Origin of the sequence: Candidatus Pelagibacter sp. HIMB1321, assembly GCF_900177485.1 — a bacterium.
Classification (GTDB): Bacteria; Pseudomonadota; Alphaproteobacteria; order Pelagibacterales; family Pelagibacteraceae; genus Pelagibacter.
Window position 1 is genome coordinate 280,086 of sequence record NZ_LT840186.1, and the last position, 14,958, is coordinate 295,043.

Below are 14,958 nucleotides of genomic sequence, written 5' to 3' on the forward strand. Positions count from 1 at the left end.
AAACTGCTATTAGAAAACCCTTAGACATTTTTAGGGGGAGTATAACACTCCCCCTATGATAAGTTAACCTTTTACAACTTCTCTTGTATTTGCGTTGAAAGATTCTTTAAATGGAATATCCACTACCACTGCATCAACAGGTTGACCTGGTGTTTCAGAGTAGATTTCAGGTAAATGAACTTTATATTTAGTTCCAACCTTACCTTTTGGAAAACCATTTGCATTCAGTGTTCCATCAAATGGCACATATCCCATTGCAATATTTTGTTTTTTCTCTGGATGATACCAAGGAGAAGTTATGAATCCAACCGGATCACCACCACTTTCTGGAGAAATTAACCAAAAATCAGGAGCATATTCTTCAATAGGTTTACCACCTAATTCAAGACCAACTAATTGAAGTTTGTATGGTTTTTTTCCTTCTTTTAGTTCTTTGCCCATTTTCTCAAGTGCTGCTTTTCCAACGTAATCACCTTTTTTATTCCATTCACCTTTTCCAGATAATGAAACCTGATAACCTAGGTTACATTGAAAAGGATTATGTTGGTGATCCATATCTTGGCCCCAAGAAAGAATTCCTGCTTGAATCCTTCTGTGGTGAGCAGGCGCAATAACCATCAGGCTATGTTTCTTTCCAGCTTCTAAAACAGCATTCCACATGTCCTCAGCATATAAAGTAGAGTCTCTTAGATATATTTCATAACCAGCTTCTCCTGAAAAACCTGATTGAGAAATTACCACATCTCTTCCACCTATTTTAGCGGATGCTAAACCGTAGAATGGCATGTTATCAAAATCAACTTGATCACCGCAAAGATCTTTCATGAGTGCTTTTGATTTTGGACCTTGGATTTGAACTGGACTGACATCAATTTCATCAATTTCTACATCAAATCTTCCATCTGCATTTACACCCTGTAAATACATTCCAATATCACTGTCAGAAAGACTGAACCAAAACTCATCTTCAGAAATTCTAAGAAGAATTGGATCATTTAAAACACCACCATAAGCGTTACATAAAATTACGTAACGTGCTCTCATTGGTGAAATTTTAGTTGCATCTCTTGTGATAACGTAGTCTGTAAATTTTTCTGCATCAGGACCCTTAACTCTAATTTGTCTTTCAACAGCCACGTTCCACATTGTAACGTGATTTACAATTGCATCGTACTCAACCATTGCACCACCATCTTCAGGTTTTACATATCCTCTTGGATGATAAATACGATTATAAACAGTTGCTCTCCAACAACCTGCTTTCATTGATAAATGCCAATATGGAGATTTTCTTACCCTTGTTGATATTAGCATTTCTACTTTAGTAGGACCGCTTTGTCTTAAGTTATACGGTACTTTTCTGTCAGACTGATCGACTGACGTAACATGCCTTACTTTGTCGTAATCGAACTCTTTAGACATATTTGTTCTCCTTCAACCACTTGTTTGTTTCCTTCAAGCCGCCGAATGTATAAATGTGGAAGTTATCAGTATGCGATTTAACTTTCCCAATTAAATCATTAGGGTCTTTAGGTTTCAATAAATCCAACGCCTTACTAAAATTAGATTTAAGAAAGTTTAAGGAATTTTTTGCCCCCACAATATTAGCAAATTTTATTAAGCTAGATATTTTTAAAGGCCCAGTAATTCCAACATGCACTGGTACGCTTTGTTTAGAAATAAAATCTATAATAGGCTGAGGATCAAGTAACCACTGAGTTACAATATAATCAGCATAAGGCTTTTTATCAATCATAGCTTTTTCTAAATCTGTATCGGATATATCTGGACTACCTTCAGGATGTCCCGCTATCCCTATTTTCATTTTTTCAAAATAACCTGTTTCTAAAAGTTGAAATGAACTATCAAATTTTCCAACTGGATCTCTACCACCACCAATTATTAAAGCTTGTTTAACGCCACCATCTTTACATTTATTGACATAATCTTTTAATTCTTGCTCATTACTCATTGACCTTGCTGGAAAGTGTGGGACTGGGTTAAAACCTTTTTTCACAAGTTCTAATGCTTTATTTGCAGTCTCTTTATAATCCCCGCCAGGAAGCATAGTAATATAAACATCATTCAAGGCTGGTAAGGTTTCAATATTAGAGTTAGGGCCTATCTCTATAGAAAAATTCATTTTTCAGATCATTATTCTTTTTGAAAATTCTGTCAAAGAAATTCGTTTAGACCCCAGGAGAAAATTTGTTGCCAAAAATTATCCTGGTGGTAATTTTTTTTTGTGGATCTAATAAATAAAATTACAAATAATTCAAGTGCTATAGACTTTGAGAAGCTCTCAAATGTAGATAGGCCAATTGAGGCCGCAAATGGCCTACCCAATCAATGCTACACTGATGATAATTATCTAAAATACGAAAGAGAGAAAATTTTTTGTGATAAATGGACAGTTATTGGAGTAGGAAGCTCTTTACCCAAATCTGGAGATGCAAGACCATACAATTTACTAGGGATTCCTTTATTGATAGTTAGAGACAGAGAACATCAAATTAGAGTATTTCATAATGTTTGTAGCCATAGAGGATTTAAACTTGTGGATAAGCCATGTGGTCTTAAAAATGTAATTAGATGCCCATATCACTCATGGGCTTATGATTTTAGCGGAAGATTAATAGCAACCCCTCATGTTGGAGGCCTTAATGTTCACGAATCAGAAAAATTTGATAAAGCTAAAAGTAATCTAAAAGAGGTTAGATCTACAGTTTGGATGGATATGATTTTTGTTAATATTAATTCAAACGAAATTGATTTTGAAGAGTATATTCAACCATTAGAGCAAAGATGGTCAAAATTTATTAATAAAGAAGATCAAAAATTAATTAATTACTCGAATGATTTTGGTTATTTTAATTTAGAGGTTAACTCTAATTGGAAATTTGCTATAGAAAATTATTGTGAAAGCTATCATTTACCAACAATTCATCCTGAATTAAACAAAGTATCAAATATTAACGATCATTATCATATACAAGGTTTGCCTAATAGATTTGCTGGCCAGGGAAGTAAAAAATATCAAACTTTAACCAAGGAAGATAAAAGATTTGATACTTTTAAAAATTGGAACAAAGAACAATTACAACACTCAGAATATATAGCTTTGTTTCCAAATGTAATGATCGGATTACATATAGATCATTTTTATATTTTTTGGTTAGAGCCTCTTGCTACCAATAAAACTCGAGAACATATGAATATGTATTATATTGGCAATGAAAGTGCTAATGGTGATGAGCTTAAAGAACTTAGAAAACAAAATTCTAAATTTTGGAAAGATGTAATGCTTGAAGATATAAGTGCAATTGAAGGAATGCAAGAAGGCAGAGGTTCACCTGTATACAATGGTGGAAATTTTTCGCCCGTAATGGATGCACCAACACATCAGTTTCATAAATGGGTAGCAAGTAATTTATCTAAATGAAAATTATTTTAATAATGGGTTTACCAGGTTCTGGTAAAACAACTTTGGCCAATGAATTAGCACCAATGTTAAATGCTAAAAGATTAAATGCAGATGAAGTTAGAAAGGAAGCAAATGACTGGGATTTTTCAGAGGAAGGGAGAAAAAGACAATCTAAAAGAATGGCGGATTTTGCTTTAAAATTAAAAGAGGAAGGATGTAATGTTGTGGCTGATTTTATATGTCCGACACCTGAGGCGCGATCTTTATTTCCAGCAGATTATGTAATTTGGGTAGATACTATTAAAGAGGGTAGATTTGATGACACAAATAAAATGTTTATCAAACCAGAAAAATTTGATTATCATGTAACAACACAAGATGCTAAAAATTGGGCACCTAAAATTTTAAAGGAGATACAATAATGGCTTACAAATGGGACAACAGAAAACCAACAGCTCAAATGCTAGGAAGATGGCAACCATTTCATGATGGACATTACGCTTTGTTTAAAGAAATAATTAAAAAAACAGGTCAAGTTTGTATTCAAATAAGAGATGTGCAAGTGTTGATGATAATCCTTTTGATTTTGAAACTGTTAAAAAAAATATTGAAGATAGATTAAATCCTGAATTTGAAGGACAATTTAAAATCATGCTTGTTCCAAATATCACTAATATTTGTTATGGAAGAGGAGTTGGCTATAAAATTGAAGAGATAGTTTTAGACGAGGAAACTCAAAAAATTTCTGCTACAAAAATTAGAGCGAAAATGAGAGAAGAAGGAAAGCTTAAATAGGTTTTCCATCATTTTCATGAATATCAAAAATAAAAAATTATTTGATGGGGTTGTTATAGTTACAATAGATGAGCCTAAAACTTATAATTCTCTTTCATTTAAAAATTTATCAGATCTTCTCAAAACACTTCAAAAATTAGACAAAGACAAAAAAGTAAAAGTAATTATTCTTGAGGGAGCAGGAAAAGGTTTTAGCGCCGGTCATAACTTAAAAGAGGTAAAAGGCTTAAAGAATAGAGTTAAATATCAAAAACTATTCAATTTATGCTCTAAGGTTATGCTTCAAATAGTTGAAGGAAAAAAACCAGTAATAGCAAAAGTACATGGAGCTGCTTTTGCGGCAGGCTGCCAGTTAGTTGCAAGTTGTGATTTGGCATACAGCACAAAGGATGCATTATTTGCAACCCCAGGGGTTAACATAGGTTTATTCTGCAGCACACCAATGGTTGCTGTTAGTCGTAAAATAAATAGAAAACCAATGATGCAAATGCTTTTAACTGGTGAACCAATAAAAGCTAATTTTGCAAAAGAGATTGGATTAATTAATGATTACTATCCAAAATCAAAACTTAATAACGAAGTTTTAAAAATTGCAAAAAAAATTGCCTCTAAATCAAATCTTACAATAAAAATTGGTAAAGAAGCTTTTTACAAGCAATTAGAAATGCCACTTAGAAAAGCATACGCATACACAAGTCAGATGATGACTAAAAATATGATGGCTATGGATGCTAAAGAAGGTATCTCAGCTTTTTTAGAAAAAAGAACTCCTAAGTGGAAAAATAAATAATTAATGCCAGATATTAAAGAAATCTTAGACAAGAATAAAACTATTGCAATGATTGGTGTAAGTAAAGATCATAAAAAACCATCAACAATTGTTATGAAACGTATGCAGGAATATGGTTTTAAAGTTATTCCAGTTAATCCAAGAGCTAAAGGAGAAAAAATCCTTGGTGAAGAGGTTTTTGAAAAAATAACTGACATAAAAGAAAAAGTTGAAATAGTAGATGTTTTTAGACCTTCAAGAGAAGTTTACGCAATTGCAGAAGACACAGTTAAAATTGGTGCTAAAGTTCTTTGGTTACAGCTTGGAATTAGAGACGAAAAAGCAAAAGAACTCGTTGAAAAAAATAATATTGAATATGTAGATAACAAATGTACAAAAATGGAGTATCAGAAATATTTTTTAAAAATGAGACAAGCATTTCCGGTATTAAGTGATTAAAAAATGAATATTGTTAACTTTATACCAATTACTGCTTTTACAGGTGGAATAATTATAGGACTAGCAGTTGTAATATTTTTCTTACTTAATGGTAGACTTGTTGGAATAAGTGGGATAGCAAGTAATGCACTTTCTTCAAAAGAAAATAAATTCGATAATATTTTATTTTTACTTGGGTTAATACTTGGTCCAATTATTTACTCTTTTTTTTCAAATCAATCAGTCAGTATAACTATTTCTAATTCTTATGTTGTGATGATTTTAGCAGGTATTTTAGTTGGTGTAGGTACAAGAATTAGTGGTGGATGTACAAGTGGTCATGGGATTAGTGGAATTGGAAGATTTTCACTAAGATCAGTTATAGCAACCGTTTCATTTATGATTGTTGGAATTTTAACTGTTTTGATTAATAATCTAATATGAATAGAATAGCTTCATTAGTTTCAGGAATTGTTTTTGGTATAGGTTTAACAATATCAGAGATGATTAACCCAGCTAAAGTTTTGGGATTTTTAGATTTATTTGGTAATTGGGACCCATCACTTATGTTTGTAATGATTGGTGCGCTAGTTGTTTCTTCACCAATGTTTCATTTGATAAAAAAAAGAGAAAAACCAATATTTGCTGAAAACTTTAATTATTCAAATAATAAAGTAATAGATAGCAAGTTAGTAATTGGTTCAGCTTTATTTGGTGCTGGATGGGGTTTAGGAGGATTATGTCCAGGACCTGCAATTTCTTCAATTGCACTTTTAAATATTTATTCAATTATATTTGTAATTTCGATGTTTCTGGGTTTTTATTTAGTAAAAACTTTAAAATCTATCTAATTTAGAAAAATTTATATTTTCTATAATTTGTTGTAAAAGCCATAATGAAAAAAATTTATCAATTTTTTGATAATACTTTCCTAGATCTAGGCCGTCAGTTTAAATGGACATATCTTCCACCACTAATGGTATATGTCGCTGCAGGAATTTCAGGTTTAACAGGAATTGTTGGAACTTTTTTTGTAAAAGATTATTTGAATTTATCAGCAGCTTTTCTTGCAGGTTTAGGATTTTGGGCTGGTATTCCTTGGGCTTTGAAAATGCCTCTTGGACACATAGTAGATCTCATTTGGAAGAAAAAAAATTACATGGTTTATCTAGGCGCATCATTAATAGCCCTAAGCTTATTAATAATGTACGGACTTATCATTCACACTAAAGAGATGTCTCAAATATTTAGAGTCGAGACCTGGTTTGTAATTAGTGTTATTTTGGCTCCTGTAGGTTACGTAATTCAAGATGTAGTAGCTGATGCAATGACTGTAGAAGCTGTTCCCTTGATTGACGATCAGGGAAAGCAATTTTCTAAAGATCAGATAAAAGTAATGCATACCACAATGCAAACCCTTGGTCGATTTGCAATAATAGGCGGAACTGTTCTGGTTGCAGTGGCTAATGTAATTTTGTTTAGAAATGTTGATAGTTTAAATGAAGTAGATAAAATTCAATTATATGGGTCAATTTATATTTATGCTCTTATAATTCCTTTAATATCTGTCTTTGGTGTAATTCTTGCAAATTATTTAAGAAATAAAAAAATAAGAAATTTAGAAATACAAGGCTTAAAATTCAAAGACGAAAGAGGAGATGAAAAACCAAAAGTTAATTGGTGGATTTTAGGTGGAAGTTTAATATTTGTAATTTTTTCATTATCTGTTGGGTCTTTTAAAATTCCTCTAGCTCAAGAAATTGTTTTTGTTGGATCTGTAATTATCATTTTATTTTTAATGTTTAATTTAATAAAGGAGTTGCCTGAAAATTTAAGATTAACTATTGTTGGAACAGCTGTAATTATTTTTGTTTTTAGAGCTATGCCAGGACCTGGGCCAGGGTTAACATGGTTTGAAATAGATGTTTTAAATTTTAATGAACAATTTTTCTCTATTTTGTCATTACTTGCATCTGTTTTAACTTTATTTGGGATAGTTCTTTTAAGGCCATTTATGGCTAAAAATACTATAGCTAAAATTATTGTTGTATTAAGTGTTGCAGGTGCAATTCTACTCCTTCCAAGTATTGGAATGTATTATGGGATTCATAATTGGACTTCTTCTCTAACGGATGGAGTTGTTGATGCAAAATTTATTGCTATTATAAATACAGCACTCGAGTCACCTTTGGGTCAAATATCAATGATACCATTACTTGCTTGGATTGCTAAAAATGCTCCTGCTCATTTAAAAGCAACCTTTTTTGCTGTATTTGCTTCTTTTACAAACCTTGCTTTATCTGCGAGCGCACTTGGCACAAAGTATATTAATCAAATTTTTATAGTAACTAGAGAGGTAAAAGATAAGGTAACAGGTGAAATCCAAACTAATGCAGACTATTCTGAGCTCGGTATACTTTTAATTTTTGTGACCCTCTTGACTTTAATTTTACCGATCTTATTTGTGTTCATAATCAACAACAGCAAATATAAAACTTCTGAATAACAAAATTTGAGTTTTTAAATTTTGAAATTATAAAATGAAATGAAAAAAATATTTTTAATATACGGTCATTATAATGATAATTCTTTTAATGCAGCCATTAAAAATGAATTTATTAAAGAAGCTGAATTAAAAGGTAATAAAGTTGATGTTGTAGATCTTTATAAAGAAAAATTTGATCCAGTTTTTGCAGGTGAAGAACCAGATAAAGTAGTTTTAGATCACAGAAAAAGAATTGAACAATCAGATACAATAGTTTTGGTTGCACCAATTTGGAATTTTAGAATGCCAGCAATTGTTGAGGGGTGGATAGATAAAGTTTTAGCTCCACCTTGGGCTTATAGATTTAAAAAACTTTGGGGTAATTATGGTTATCCAATTGGAAATTTAAAAGATAAAAAAGCAATTATTTTCTGTACCTATGGATCACCTAGACTTGCAATAACTACTTTTTTCCTAAATTTACCTATTAGAAGATTAAAAAGAGGAGTTTTTCATATGTGCGGTATTTATAATATTATCTACAGAAGATATTTTGCAGTACCATTCGTAAGTAATGAAAAACGAAAAGAATTTCTTGAAGACGTTAGGGAAACAGCTCGTAATCTTTAAGATTATTTTTTTATTTTTTTTAACTATCACAAACTCAAAAGCAGAATTACTCTTACCGAATGTTAATTTTAAGCCTTTTGATGTGGTTCAGATCCAACTGTTAGCTCTTAAAAATAATGACGAGATTTATGCAAACTCTGGTATCGAACAAACTTGGAATTTTGCCCACCCAAATAATAAAAAAATTACAGGTCCTTTAGATAGATTTACTTCCATGATTAAAGGTGAAGGTTATAAAATGTTATTAAATCATATTGAACATTCCATAACCCTTGTTCAATCTGGCGACAATTGGGCTCAGTTTGAAGTAACAGTGCTTGATCAAAACAAGACTTACCATAAGTTTGATTGGCAAGTTGAAAAGTATGAAAAATCTGGTCCTTTGAAGGATTGTTGGTTGACTACAGGAGTGTCTTCTCCAGTGTCACTTGGCTCTTCAGTTTAGTTAGTTATCAACAGATACAATTTTCTTTCAGAGTAGATAAAAATTTAGTAGGAATCGTTTCATGAAATCAAAAGCTAAAGTAGTTGTTGTTGGTGGAGGAGTAGTTGGAGTTAGTGCTCTTTATCACTTAGCAAAAAAAGGTTGGTCAGATGTTGTTTTAGTTGAGAGAAAAGAATTAACTTCAGGGTCAACTTGGCATGCTGCAGGATTACTTCCATTATTTAATATGAGTTATTCTGTAGGACAACTTCATAAATATGCAGTTAATCTTTATAAAAAATTAGAGGAAGAAACTGGAAAAAATGTTGGCTTTAGTGTTGTATCTAATATTCGATTAGCAAGCACCAAAGATAGAATGGATGAATATCATCAGTATGCCGGTGTTGCAAAAACAATTGGAGTTGATGTAAAATTTTTAACACCTCAACAAGTTAAAGAAATTTGGCCACTATGTCATACAGATGATTTAGTTGGAGCAATTCAACATCCTGAGGATGGCTATATTCAACCAGCAGATTTAACTCAAGCACTAGCAACCGGTGCAAGAAATATGGGTGCAGAAATTTACAGGAATACAACCGTACTTGCGATGAAGCAAAATAAAGATGGTTGGGTTGTTGAAACTGACAAAGGTTCTATAGAATGTGAACATATTATTTCTTGTTCAGGAAATTTTGCAAGACAAACAGGTAAAATGGTTGGTTTAGATATTCCTGTTATTCCAGTAGAACATCAATACATTGTAACAGAACCTCATCCTGAAATACAAAAAAGAAAAAAAGATGGTTTACCTGAAATGGGAGTTTTAAGAGATAGTGATAGCAGATGGTATATGCGAGAGGAAGCTGGTGGATTAATATTAGGCCCATATGAAGATGGAGCTCCAGCGTGTTATGTGAATGGACCATCAAAAGATTCAGAGTATGAATTATTTCAAGAAGATTTAGATAGACTTGCTCCACACATTGAAGGAGCAATTCATCGTGTACCTGCATTTGGAGAAGTTGGTGTTAAAAAAGTTTACAACGGTGCAATTTGTTATACACCAGATGGTAATCCAATTGTTGGTCCTGCATGGGGATTAAAAAACTTTTGGATTAATGAAGGACACAGTTTTGGAATTACTGCAGCAGGCGGAGCAGGTTGGCAATTAGCTGAATGGATTGTAGATGGAGAACCTACAATTGATATGCTAGGTGTTGAGCCTAGAAGGTATGGAGACTATTGCTCTAAATCATATCTAAAAGCTAAAAATGAAGAAGCTTACAGTCATGTATTTATTACTCACTATCCAGACGAAGAAAGACCAGCTGCAAGACCATTAAGAACCTCACCTTGTTATGAAAGAATGAAAGATTTAGGTGCTGTTTTTGGACAAAAATTTGGATGGGAAAGACCAAACTTTTTTGCAACAGATGGAATGGAACAAAAAGATGATTGGTCATTTAGAAGATCAAAATGGTTCGAGGCAATAAAAAAAGAATGTCAAAATGTAAAACAAAATGTGGGTCTTTTAGACATGACCGCATTTGCAAAATGCAGAATTAAGGGTCCAAAAGCTGAAGAGTTTTTAGACTTCTTAGTTGCAAACAAGCTTCCTAAAAAAATTGGGAGAATAAATTTATGTCACGCATTAAATACTAAAGGTGGCGTTCACTCAGAATTCACAATAATGAAAGAAGCAGAAAATAGTTACTATCTTGTTTCTGCTGGTTCAAATTTACGTTTAGATCATGACTGGATTCAAAAATGGATGCCAACAGATGGGTCTGTTACTTTTCAAGACCTTACAAATAGCACAGGCGTTCTTGTTGTTGCAGGACCTAAAGCAAGACAACTAATGGAAAAAGTTTCAACTGATGATTTTTCCAATGAAAATTTCAAATGGCTAACTGCTAAGAATGTAGATATTGGGTATGCTCCAGTTAACGCAATGAGAGTAAACTTTGTTGGAGAATTAGGTTGGGAACTGCATCATCCAATTGAGTATCAAAATCATATTTTTGATAAACTAATGGAAGCTGGAAAAGATCTAGGCATTAAACCCTTTGGTATTCGAGCAATGAACAGTTTAAGATTAGAAAAATCTTATAAATTAGTTGGAACCGAAATGTCTATAGAGTACTCACCTTACGAATCTGGATTAGATAGATTTATCCACCCAAACAAAGGAAATTTTATTGGCTTGGAGGCATTAAATAAATGGAGAGAAAAAGGTTTTGATAATAAATTAGTAACTTTAGAAGTTCATAATACAGAGGATGCTGATGTTCTTGGAAATAATCCTATTTACAAAGATGATAAAGTGATTGGAAGAGCAACAGGTGGTGAGTATGGTTTTAGATTAGATAAATCTATTGCACTTGCAATGGTTAAACCAGAAATGGCAAATGTTGGAGAAAAATTAAAAGTTGATATTTTAGGAAAAATATACGATGCAACAGTAATGGATGAAAGTCCTTATGATGCAGAAAATAAATTATTGAGAGCTTAATGAAAATAATAGTCGCTGTAAAAAGAGTAATTGATTACAATGTCCAGATTAGAGTTAAAGAAGATGGTTCTGGAGTTGTTACTGATAATGTTAAAATGTCAACTAATCCACCTGATGATAACGCGGTTGAAGAAGCAGTAAAAATTAAAGAGGCTGGTAAAGCTACAGAGGTAGTTGCAGTTACGATTGGTGAGGATAAAGCTCAGGAGACAGTTAGAAAAGCTTTAGCAGTTGGTGCTGATAGAGGAATTCATGTGAAAGCAGATGGAATTTTAGAACCATTGGCTGTTTCAAAACTATTACAAAAAGTTGTTGAAAAAGAAAAACCTGATTTAGTTTTTATGGGCAAGCAAGCAATCGATGATGATTGTAATCAAACTGGTCAAATGTTAAGTGCTTTACTAAATTGGCCACAGGCCACTTTTGCTTCAAAAATAGAAGTTAAGGATGGAAAATTAGAAGTCGTGAGAGAGATTGACGAAGGTCTAGAAACAATCGAGATTAATATTCCAGCAATTGTAACTTGTGATTTAAGGTTAAATGAGCCACGATATGCATCTTTACCAAATATAATGAAAGCAAAGAAAAAACCTGTTGATCAATTAAATGTTTCAGAACTAGGAGTAGATATTGCAAATAGAGTTGAGCAGATCAAAGTTGAGGAACCTCCTAAAAGAAAAGCGGGAATAAAAGTTGCTAATGTAGCTGAACTTGTTCAAAAGCTTAAAAATGAGGCGAAAGTAATATAATGGCTGTACTATTAATAGCGGAACATAATAATAAAGAGCTAAGACCTTTTACTTTAAATGCTGTTACTGCCGCATCTCAAATTGATGAAGATGTGCATGCTTTAATAATTGGTCATAACAGCGATGAGGCTACAAAAGCTCTAGCCGCTTTACCAGCTATTAAAAAAGTTATTAACGTGGATGCGCCACATTATGAAAACTTTACTGCAGAAAATTTTGCTCCGGTTGTGGTTAAAATTGCTGAAAATTATTCTCATGTTGTTTGTTCAGCTAATACTTTTGGTAAAAATTTAATGCCACGAATTGCTGCTTTGTTAGATACATCTCAAATTAGCGATATAACAAAAGTGATTTCAACAGATACATTTGTGAGACCTATTTATGCAGGTAATGCTTTTGCCACAGTTAAAAGTAAAGATTCAAAAAAATGTGTAACAATAAGACCTACTTCATTTGATCCATGTGAAAGTTCTGGTGGCTCTGCACCAATTGAAAAAGCTGATGGTTTAGATCAATTTGTTCAAACTAAATTTATTAAAAGAGAAGAAATAAAATCTGATAGACCAGAACTTGGCACAGCAAGAATAGTAGTTTCAGGTGGAAGAGGTATGCAAAGTGGTGATAACTTTAAATTAATTACTGAAGTAGCAGATAAATTAGGTGCAGCAATAGGTGCATCTAGAGCTGCAGTTGATGCAGGGTATATTAGTAACGATCATCAGGTTGGACAAACAGGCAAGGTAGTAGTTCCAGATTTGTACATTGCTGTTGGTATTTCAGGAGCTATTCAACATTTAGCGGGCATGAAAGAAAGTAAAGTAATTGTAGCAATAAATAAAGATGGTGAAGCTCCCATTTTTAGTGTTGCTGATTATGGATTAGAAGCAGATTTATTTGAAGCCCTTCCTCAATTCCTAGCTGAATTGAACAAATTAAACACTATACAAAAATAATACCGAAAGATAAAAACATCATATGACTAGAGAGTCGATGGAATATGACGTTGTAATTGTTGGAGGTGGACCTTCCGGTTTAGCAACTGCTATAAAGTTGAAACAATTAGACTCTAATTTAAATATTTGTTTATTAGAGAAAGCATCAGAAATTGGTGCACACATTATAAGTGGTAATGTTTTTGAGACACGTGCATTAGATGAATTATTACCAAATTGGAAAGATTTAAATGCACCAATCAAAACAAAAGTTAGTAAAGAAAAATTTTTATTTTTAGGCAAAACAAAATCATTAAGTTGGCCTACATGGTTGTTACCATCAGTACAACAGAATCACAAAAATTATATTATTAGTCTTGCAAATTTATGTAGATGGCTAGCCGAACAAGCTGAGGCTTTAGGAGTTGAAATTTTCCCAGGGTTTCCAGCTAGTGAAATTTTATATAATGAAGATGGATCAGTTAGAGGTGTAGCAACTCAAGATATGGGCATTGATAAAGAAGGAAATAAAAAAGATAGTTATGAACCTGGCATTGATTTAATTGGAAAGGTAACAGTTTTTGCAGAAGGTTGTAGAGGTCATCTTGGAAAACAGTTAATTCAAAAATTTGAATTGAATAAAGGTAAAGATCCTCAACAATATGGAATCGGTTTTAAAGAGATTTGGGAAGTCGATGATAAAAATCACGAAGAAGGTCTTGTAATGCACACAGCAGGATGGCCTTTAGATAATAATACTTATGGCGGAAGTTTCATGTATCATGCCGAAAATAAACAAGTATTTTTGGGTTATGTTATTGGTTTGGATTATAAAAATCCTCATTTATCACCATTCGATGAGTTTCAAAGATTTAAAACACATCCAGCAATAAAAAAAATCATAGAAAGTGGCAAAAGAATATCTTATGGAGCTCGTGCTTTAATTGAAGGGGGTTTTCAAAGTTTACCTAAAATGTTTATGCCAGGAGCATTACTTGTGGGATGTGATGCAGGTACTTTAAATATGCCTAAAATTAAAGGCTCTCATACTGCTATGAAAAGTGGAATAATAGCTGCAGAAACTATAATCGAACATTTTAAAGAAAATAAAAGCCTCTCTATTTTTGAGGAAAAATTTAAGAATAGCTGGCTTTATGACGAGTTGTTTAGAGCAAGAAATGTTAAGCCGAGTTTTAGTTGGGGTTTAATTCTTGGAATAATTTTTACAGGAATAGATCAAATATTGTTTAAAGGTAAATTGCCATTCACATTAAAACATAAGCATGCAGATCATGAAACTTTAAAGTTAGCAAACGAGATGCCAAAGATAGAGTATCCAAAACCAGATAATGTAATTACATTTGATAAAACGAGCTCTGTTTATCTAACTGGTACCAATCATGCTGACAATCAACCAGTTCATCTTAAATTGAAAGATCCTGAACTACCAATTAGATATACATTAGAAAAGTTTGATGAACCTGCGCAAAGATATTGTCCTGCAGGAGTTTACGAAGTGCAAAATGAAAATGGTAATAATAAGTTTGTTATAAACTCTCAAAATTGTATTCATTGCAAAACTTGTGATATTAAAGAACCATCACAAAATATAACTTGGGTTACACCTGAAGGCGGAGGTGGTCCAAAATATGGTAATATGTGATTAATTAGATAAAAATTTTATTAAAATAATAATCACGCCTATTATAACTGACCATATAAAAAGATTGTTAAAAAATATTTTTTTATTTTTATTCGCATAAATAAATCCTGGTAGAACCAAAATAAGAATTAAAA

At 32.4% G+C, this 14,958-nt stretch carries 15 protein-coding genes and 1 pseudogene; 14 read left to right on the forward strand and 2 right to left on the reverse strand.

Annotation, left to right across the window (positions count from 1 at the left end; translation table 11 throughout):
- Window positions 1–63: 63 nt before the first annotated feature.
- Together B9N70_RS01500 and B9N70_RS01505 are read right to left on the reverse strand one after the other, a co-directional pair.
- Window positions 64–1,422 (reverse strand): glycine cleavage T C-terminal barrel domain-containing protein, encoded by a 1,359-nt coding sequence (locus B9N70_RS01500; RefSeq protein WP_085114051.1) that lies wholly within the window; start codon window positions 1,420–1,422, stop codon window positions 64–66.
- Window positions 1,415–2,143 carry a methylenetetrahydrofolate reductase gene (locus tag B9N70_RS01505; protein ID WP_085114052.1) on the reverse strand — a complete coding sequence of 243 codons (729 nt, stop codon included), beginning with the start codon at window positions 2,141–2,143 and terminating at the stop codon, window positions 1,415–1,417. Before B9N70_RS01505 ends, B9N70_RS01500 begins: the two co-directional genes overlap by 8 nt.
- 102 nt (window positions 2,144–2,245) lie before the next feature.
- Between B9N70_RS01505 and B9N70_RS01510 the strand changes: the two genes are divergently transcribed.
- The 14 genes and pseudogenes from B9N70_RS01510 (at window position 2,246) to B9N70_RS01575 (ending at window position 14,824) form a co-directional block, all read left to right on the forward strand.
- Window positions 2,246–3,442 carry an aromatic ring-hydroxylating oxygenase subunit alpha gene (locus B9N70_RS01510; RefSeq protein WP_085114053.1) on the forward strand — a complete coding sequence of 399 codons (1,197 nt, stop codon included), beginning with the start codon at window positions 2,246–2,248 and terminating at the stop codon, window positions 3,440–3,442.
- Complete coding sequence (locus B9N70_RS01515; RefSeq protein WP_085114054.1) at window positions 3,439–3,846, forward strand: AAA family ATPase; 408 nt, start codon at window positions 3,439–3,441, stop codon at window positions 3,844–3,846. Before B9N70_RS01510 ends, B9N70_RS01515 begins: the two co-directional genes overlap by 4 nt.
- Window positions 3,846–4,219: pseudogene (locus B9N70_RS01520) on the forward strand (cytidyltransferase). The gene B9N70_RS01515 and the pseudogene B9N70_RS01520 overlap by 1 nt, the downstream one beginning before the upstream one ends.
- A gap of 16 nt (window positions 4,220–4,235) precedes the next feature.
- On the forward strand, window positions 4,236–5,009 hold the full coding sequence (locus B9N70_RS01525) for an enoyl-CoA hydratase (protein WP_085114055.1): 774 nt from the start codon (window positions 4,236–4,238) through the stop codon (window positions 5,007–5,009).
- Between the two features lie 3 nt (window positions 5,010–5,012).
- Window positions 5,013–5,447, forward strand: a complete 435-nt coding sequence (locus B9N70_RS01530; RefSeq protein ID WP_085114056.1) for a CoA-binding protein — start codon at window positions 5,013–5,015, stop codon at window positions 5,445–5,447.
- Between the two features lie 3 nt (window positions 5,448–5,450).
- The gene (locus tag B9N70_RS01535; RefSeq protein ID WP_085114057.1) at window positions 5,451–5,870 is read left to right on the forward strand and encodes a YeeE/YedE family protein; all 420 of its coding nucleotides are present in this window, start codon (window positions 5,451–5,453) and stop codon (window positions 5,868–5,870) included.
- The gene (locus B9N70_RS01540; protein ID WP_085114058.1) at window positions 5,867–6,277 is read left to right on the forward strand and encodes a YeeE/YedE family protein; all 411 of its coding nucleotides are present in this window, start codon (window positions 5,867–5,869) and stop codon (window positions 6,275–6,277) included. The genes B9N70_RS01535 and B9N70_RS01540 overlap by 4 nt, the downstream gene beginning before the upstream one ends.
- A 44-nt stretch (window positions 6,278–6,321) precedes the next feature.
- Window positions 6,322–7,932 (forward strand): hypothetical protein, encoded by a 1,611-nt coding sequence (locus B9N70_RS01545; protein WP_085114059.1) that lies wholly within the window; start codon window positions 6,322–6,324, stop codon window positions 7,930–7,932.
- 39 nt (window positions 7,933–7,971) lie between these two features.
- Window positions 7,972–8,541, forward strand: coding sequence for an NAD(P)H-dependent oxidoreductase (locus B9N70_RS01550; protein WP_085114060.1), 570 nt, complete (start codon window positions 7,972–7,974; stop codon window positions 8,539–8,541).
- An 82-nt stretch (window positions 8,542–8,623) separates the two neighbouring features.
- Window positions 8,624–8,986 (forward strand): DUF4864 domain-containing protein, encoded by a 363-nt coding sequence (locus B9N70_RS01555; protein ID WP_231909412.1) that lies wholly within the window; start codon window positions 8,624–8,626, stop codon window positions 8,984–8,986.
- 61 nt (window positions 8,987–9,047) lie between these two features.
- The gene (locus B9N70_RS01560; protein WP_085114062.1) at window positions 9,048–11,480 is read left to right on the forward strand and encodes a GcvT family protein; all 2,433 of its coding nucleotides are present in this window, start codon (window positions 9,048–9,050) and stop codon (window positions 11,478–11,480) included.
- On the forward strand, window positions 11,480–12,229 hold the full coding sequence (locus B9N70_RS01565) for an electron transfer flavoprotein subunit beta/FixA family protein (protein ID WP_085114063.1): 750 nt from the start codon (window positions 11,480–11,482) through the stop codon (window positions 12,227–12,229). The genes B9N70_RS01560 and B9N70_RS01565 overlap by 1 nt, the downstream gene beginning before the upstream one ends.
- A complete protein-coding gene (locus B9N70_RS01570) occupies window positions 12,229–13,182 on the forward strand; it encodes an electron transfer flavoprotein subunit alpha/FixB family protein (protein WP_085114064.1) in 954 nt (317 codons plus the stop codon). Before B9N70_RS01565 ends, B9N70_RS01570 begins: the two co-directional genes overlap by 1 nt.
- A gap of 22 nt (window positions 13,183–13,204) precedes the next feature.
- Complete coding sequence (locus tag B9N70_RS01575) at window positions 13,205–14,824, forward strand: electron transfer flavoprotein-ubiquinone oxidoreductase (protein WP_085114065.1); 1,620 nt, start codon at window positions 13,205–13,207, stop codon at window positions 14,822–14,824.
- Window positions 14,825–14,958 lie beyond the last annotated feature (134 nt).

Coding starts and splice junctions, on each gene's coding strand:
- B9N70_RS01500 (WP_085114051.1), bottom strand. CDS start 1,422: ATGTCTAAAGAGTTCGATTACGACAAAGTAAGGCATGTTACGTCAGTC.
- B9N70_RS01505 (WP_085114052.1), bottom strand. CDS start 2,143: ATGAATTTTTCTATAGAGATAGGCCCTAACTCTAATATTGAAACCTTA.
- B9N70_RS01515 (WP_085114054.1), top strand. CDS start 3,439: ATGAAAATTATTTTAATAATGGGTTTACCAGGTTCTGGTAAAACAACT.
- B9N70_RS01525 (WP_085114055.1), top strand. CDS start 4,236: ATGAATATCAAAAATAAAAAATTATTTGATGGGGTTGTTATAGTTACA.
- B9N70_RS01530 (WP_085114056.1), top strand. CDS start 5,013: ATGCCAGATATTAAAGAAATCTTAGACAAGAATAAAACTATTGCAATG.
- B9N70_RS01535 (WP_085114057.1), top strand. CDS start 5,451: ATGAATATTGTTAACTTTATACCAATTACTGCTTTTACAGGTGGAATA.
- B9N70_RS01540 (WP_085114058.1), top strand. CDS start 5,867: ATGAATAGAATAGCTTCATTAGTTTCAGGAATTGTTTTTGGTATAGGT.
- B9N70_RS01545 (WP_085114059.1), top strand. CDS start 6,322: ATGAAAAAAATTTATCAATTTTTTGATAATACTTTCCTAGATCTAGGC.
- B9N70_RS01550 (WP_085114060.1), top strand. CDS start 7,972: ATGAAAAAAATATTTTTAATATACGGTCATTATAATGATAATTCTTTT.
- B9N70_RS01560 (WP_085114062.1), top strand. CDS start 9,048: ATGAAATCAAAAGCTAAAGTAGTTGTTGTTGGTGGAGGAGTAGTTGGA.
- B9N70_RS01565 (WP_085114063.1), top strand. CDS start 11,480: ATGAAAATAATAGTCGCTGTAAAAAGAGTAATTGATTACAATGTCCAG.
- B9N70_RS01570 (WP_085114064.1), top strand. CDS start 12,229: ATGGCTGTACTATTAATAGCGGAACATAATAATAAAGAGCTAAGACCT.
- B9N70_RS01575 (WP_085114065.1), top strand. CDS start 13,205: ATGACTAGAGAGTCGATGGAATATGACGTTGTAATTGTTGGAGGTGGA.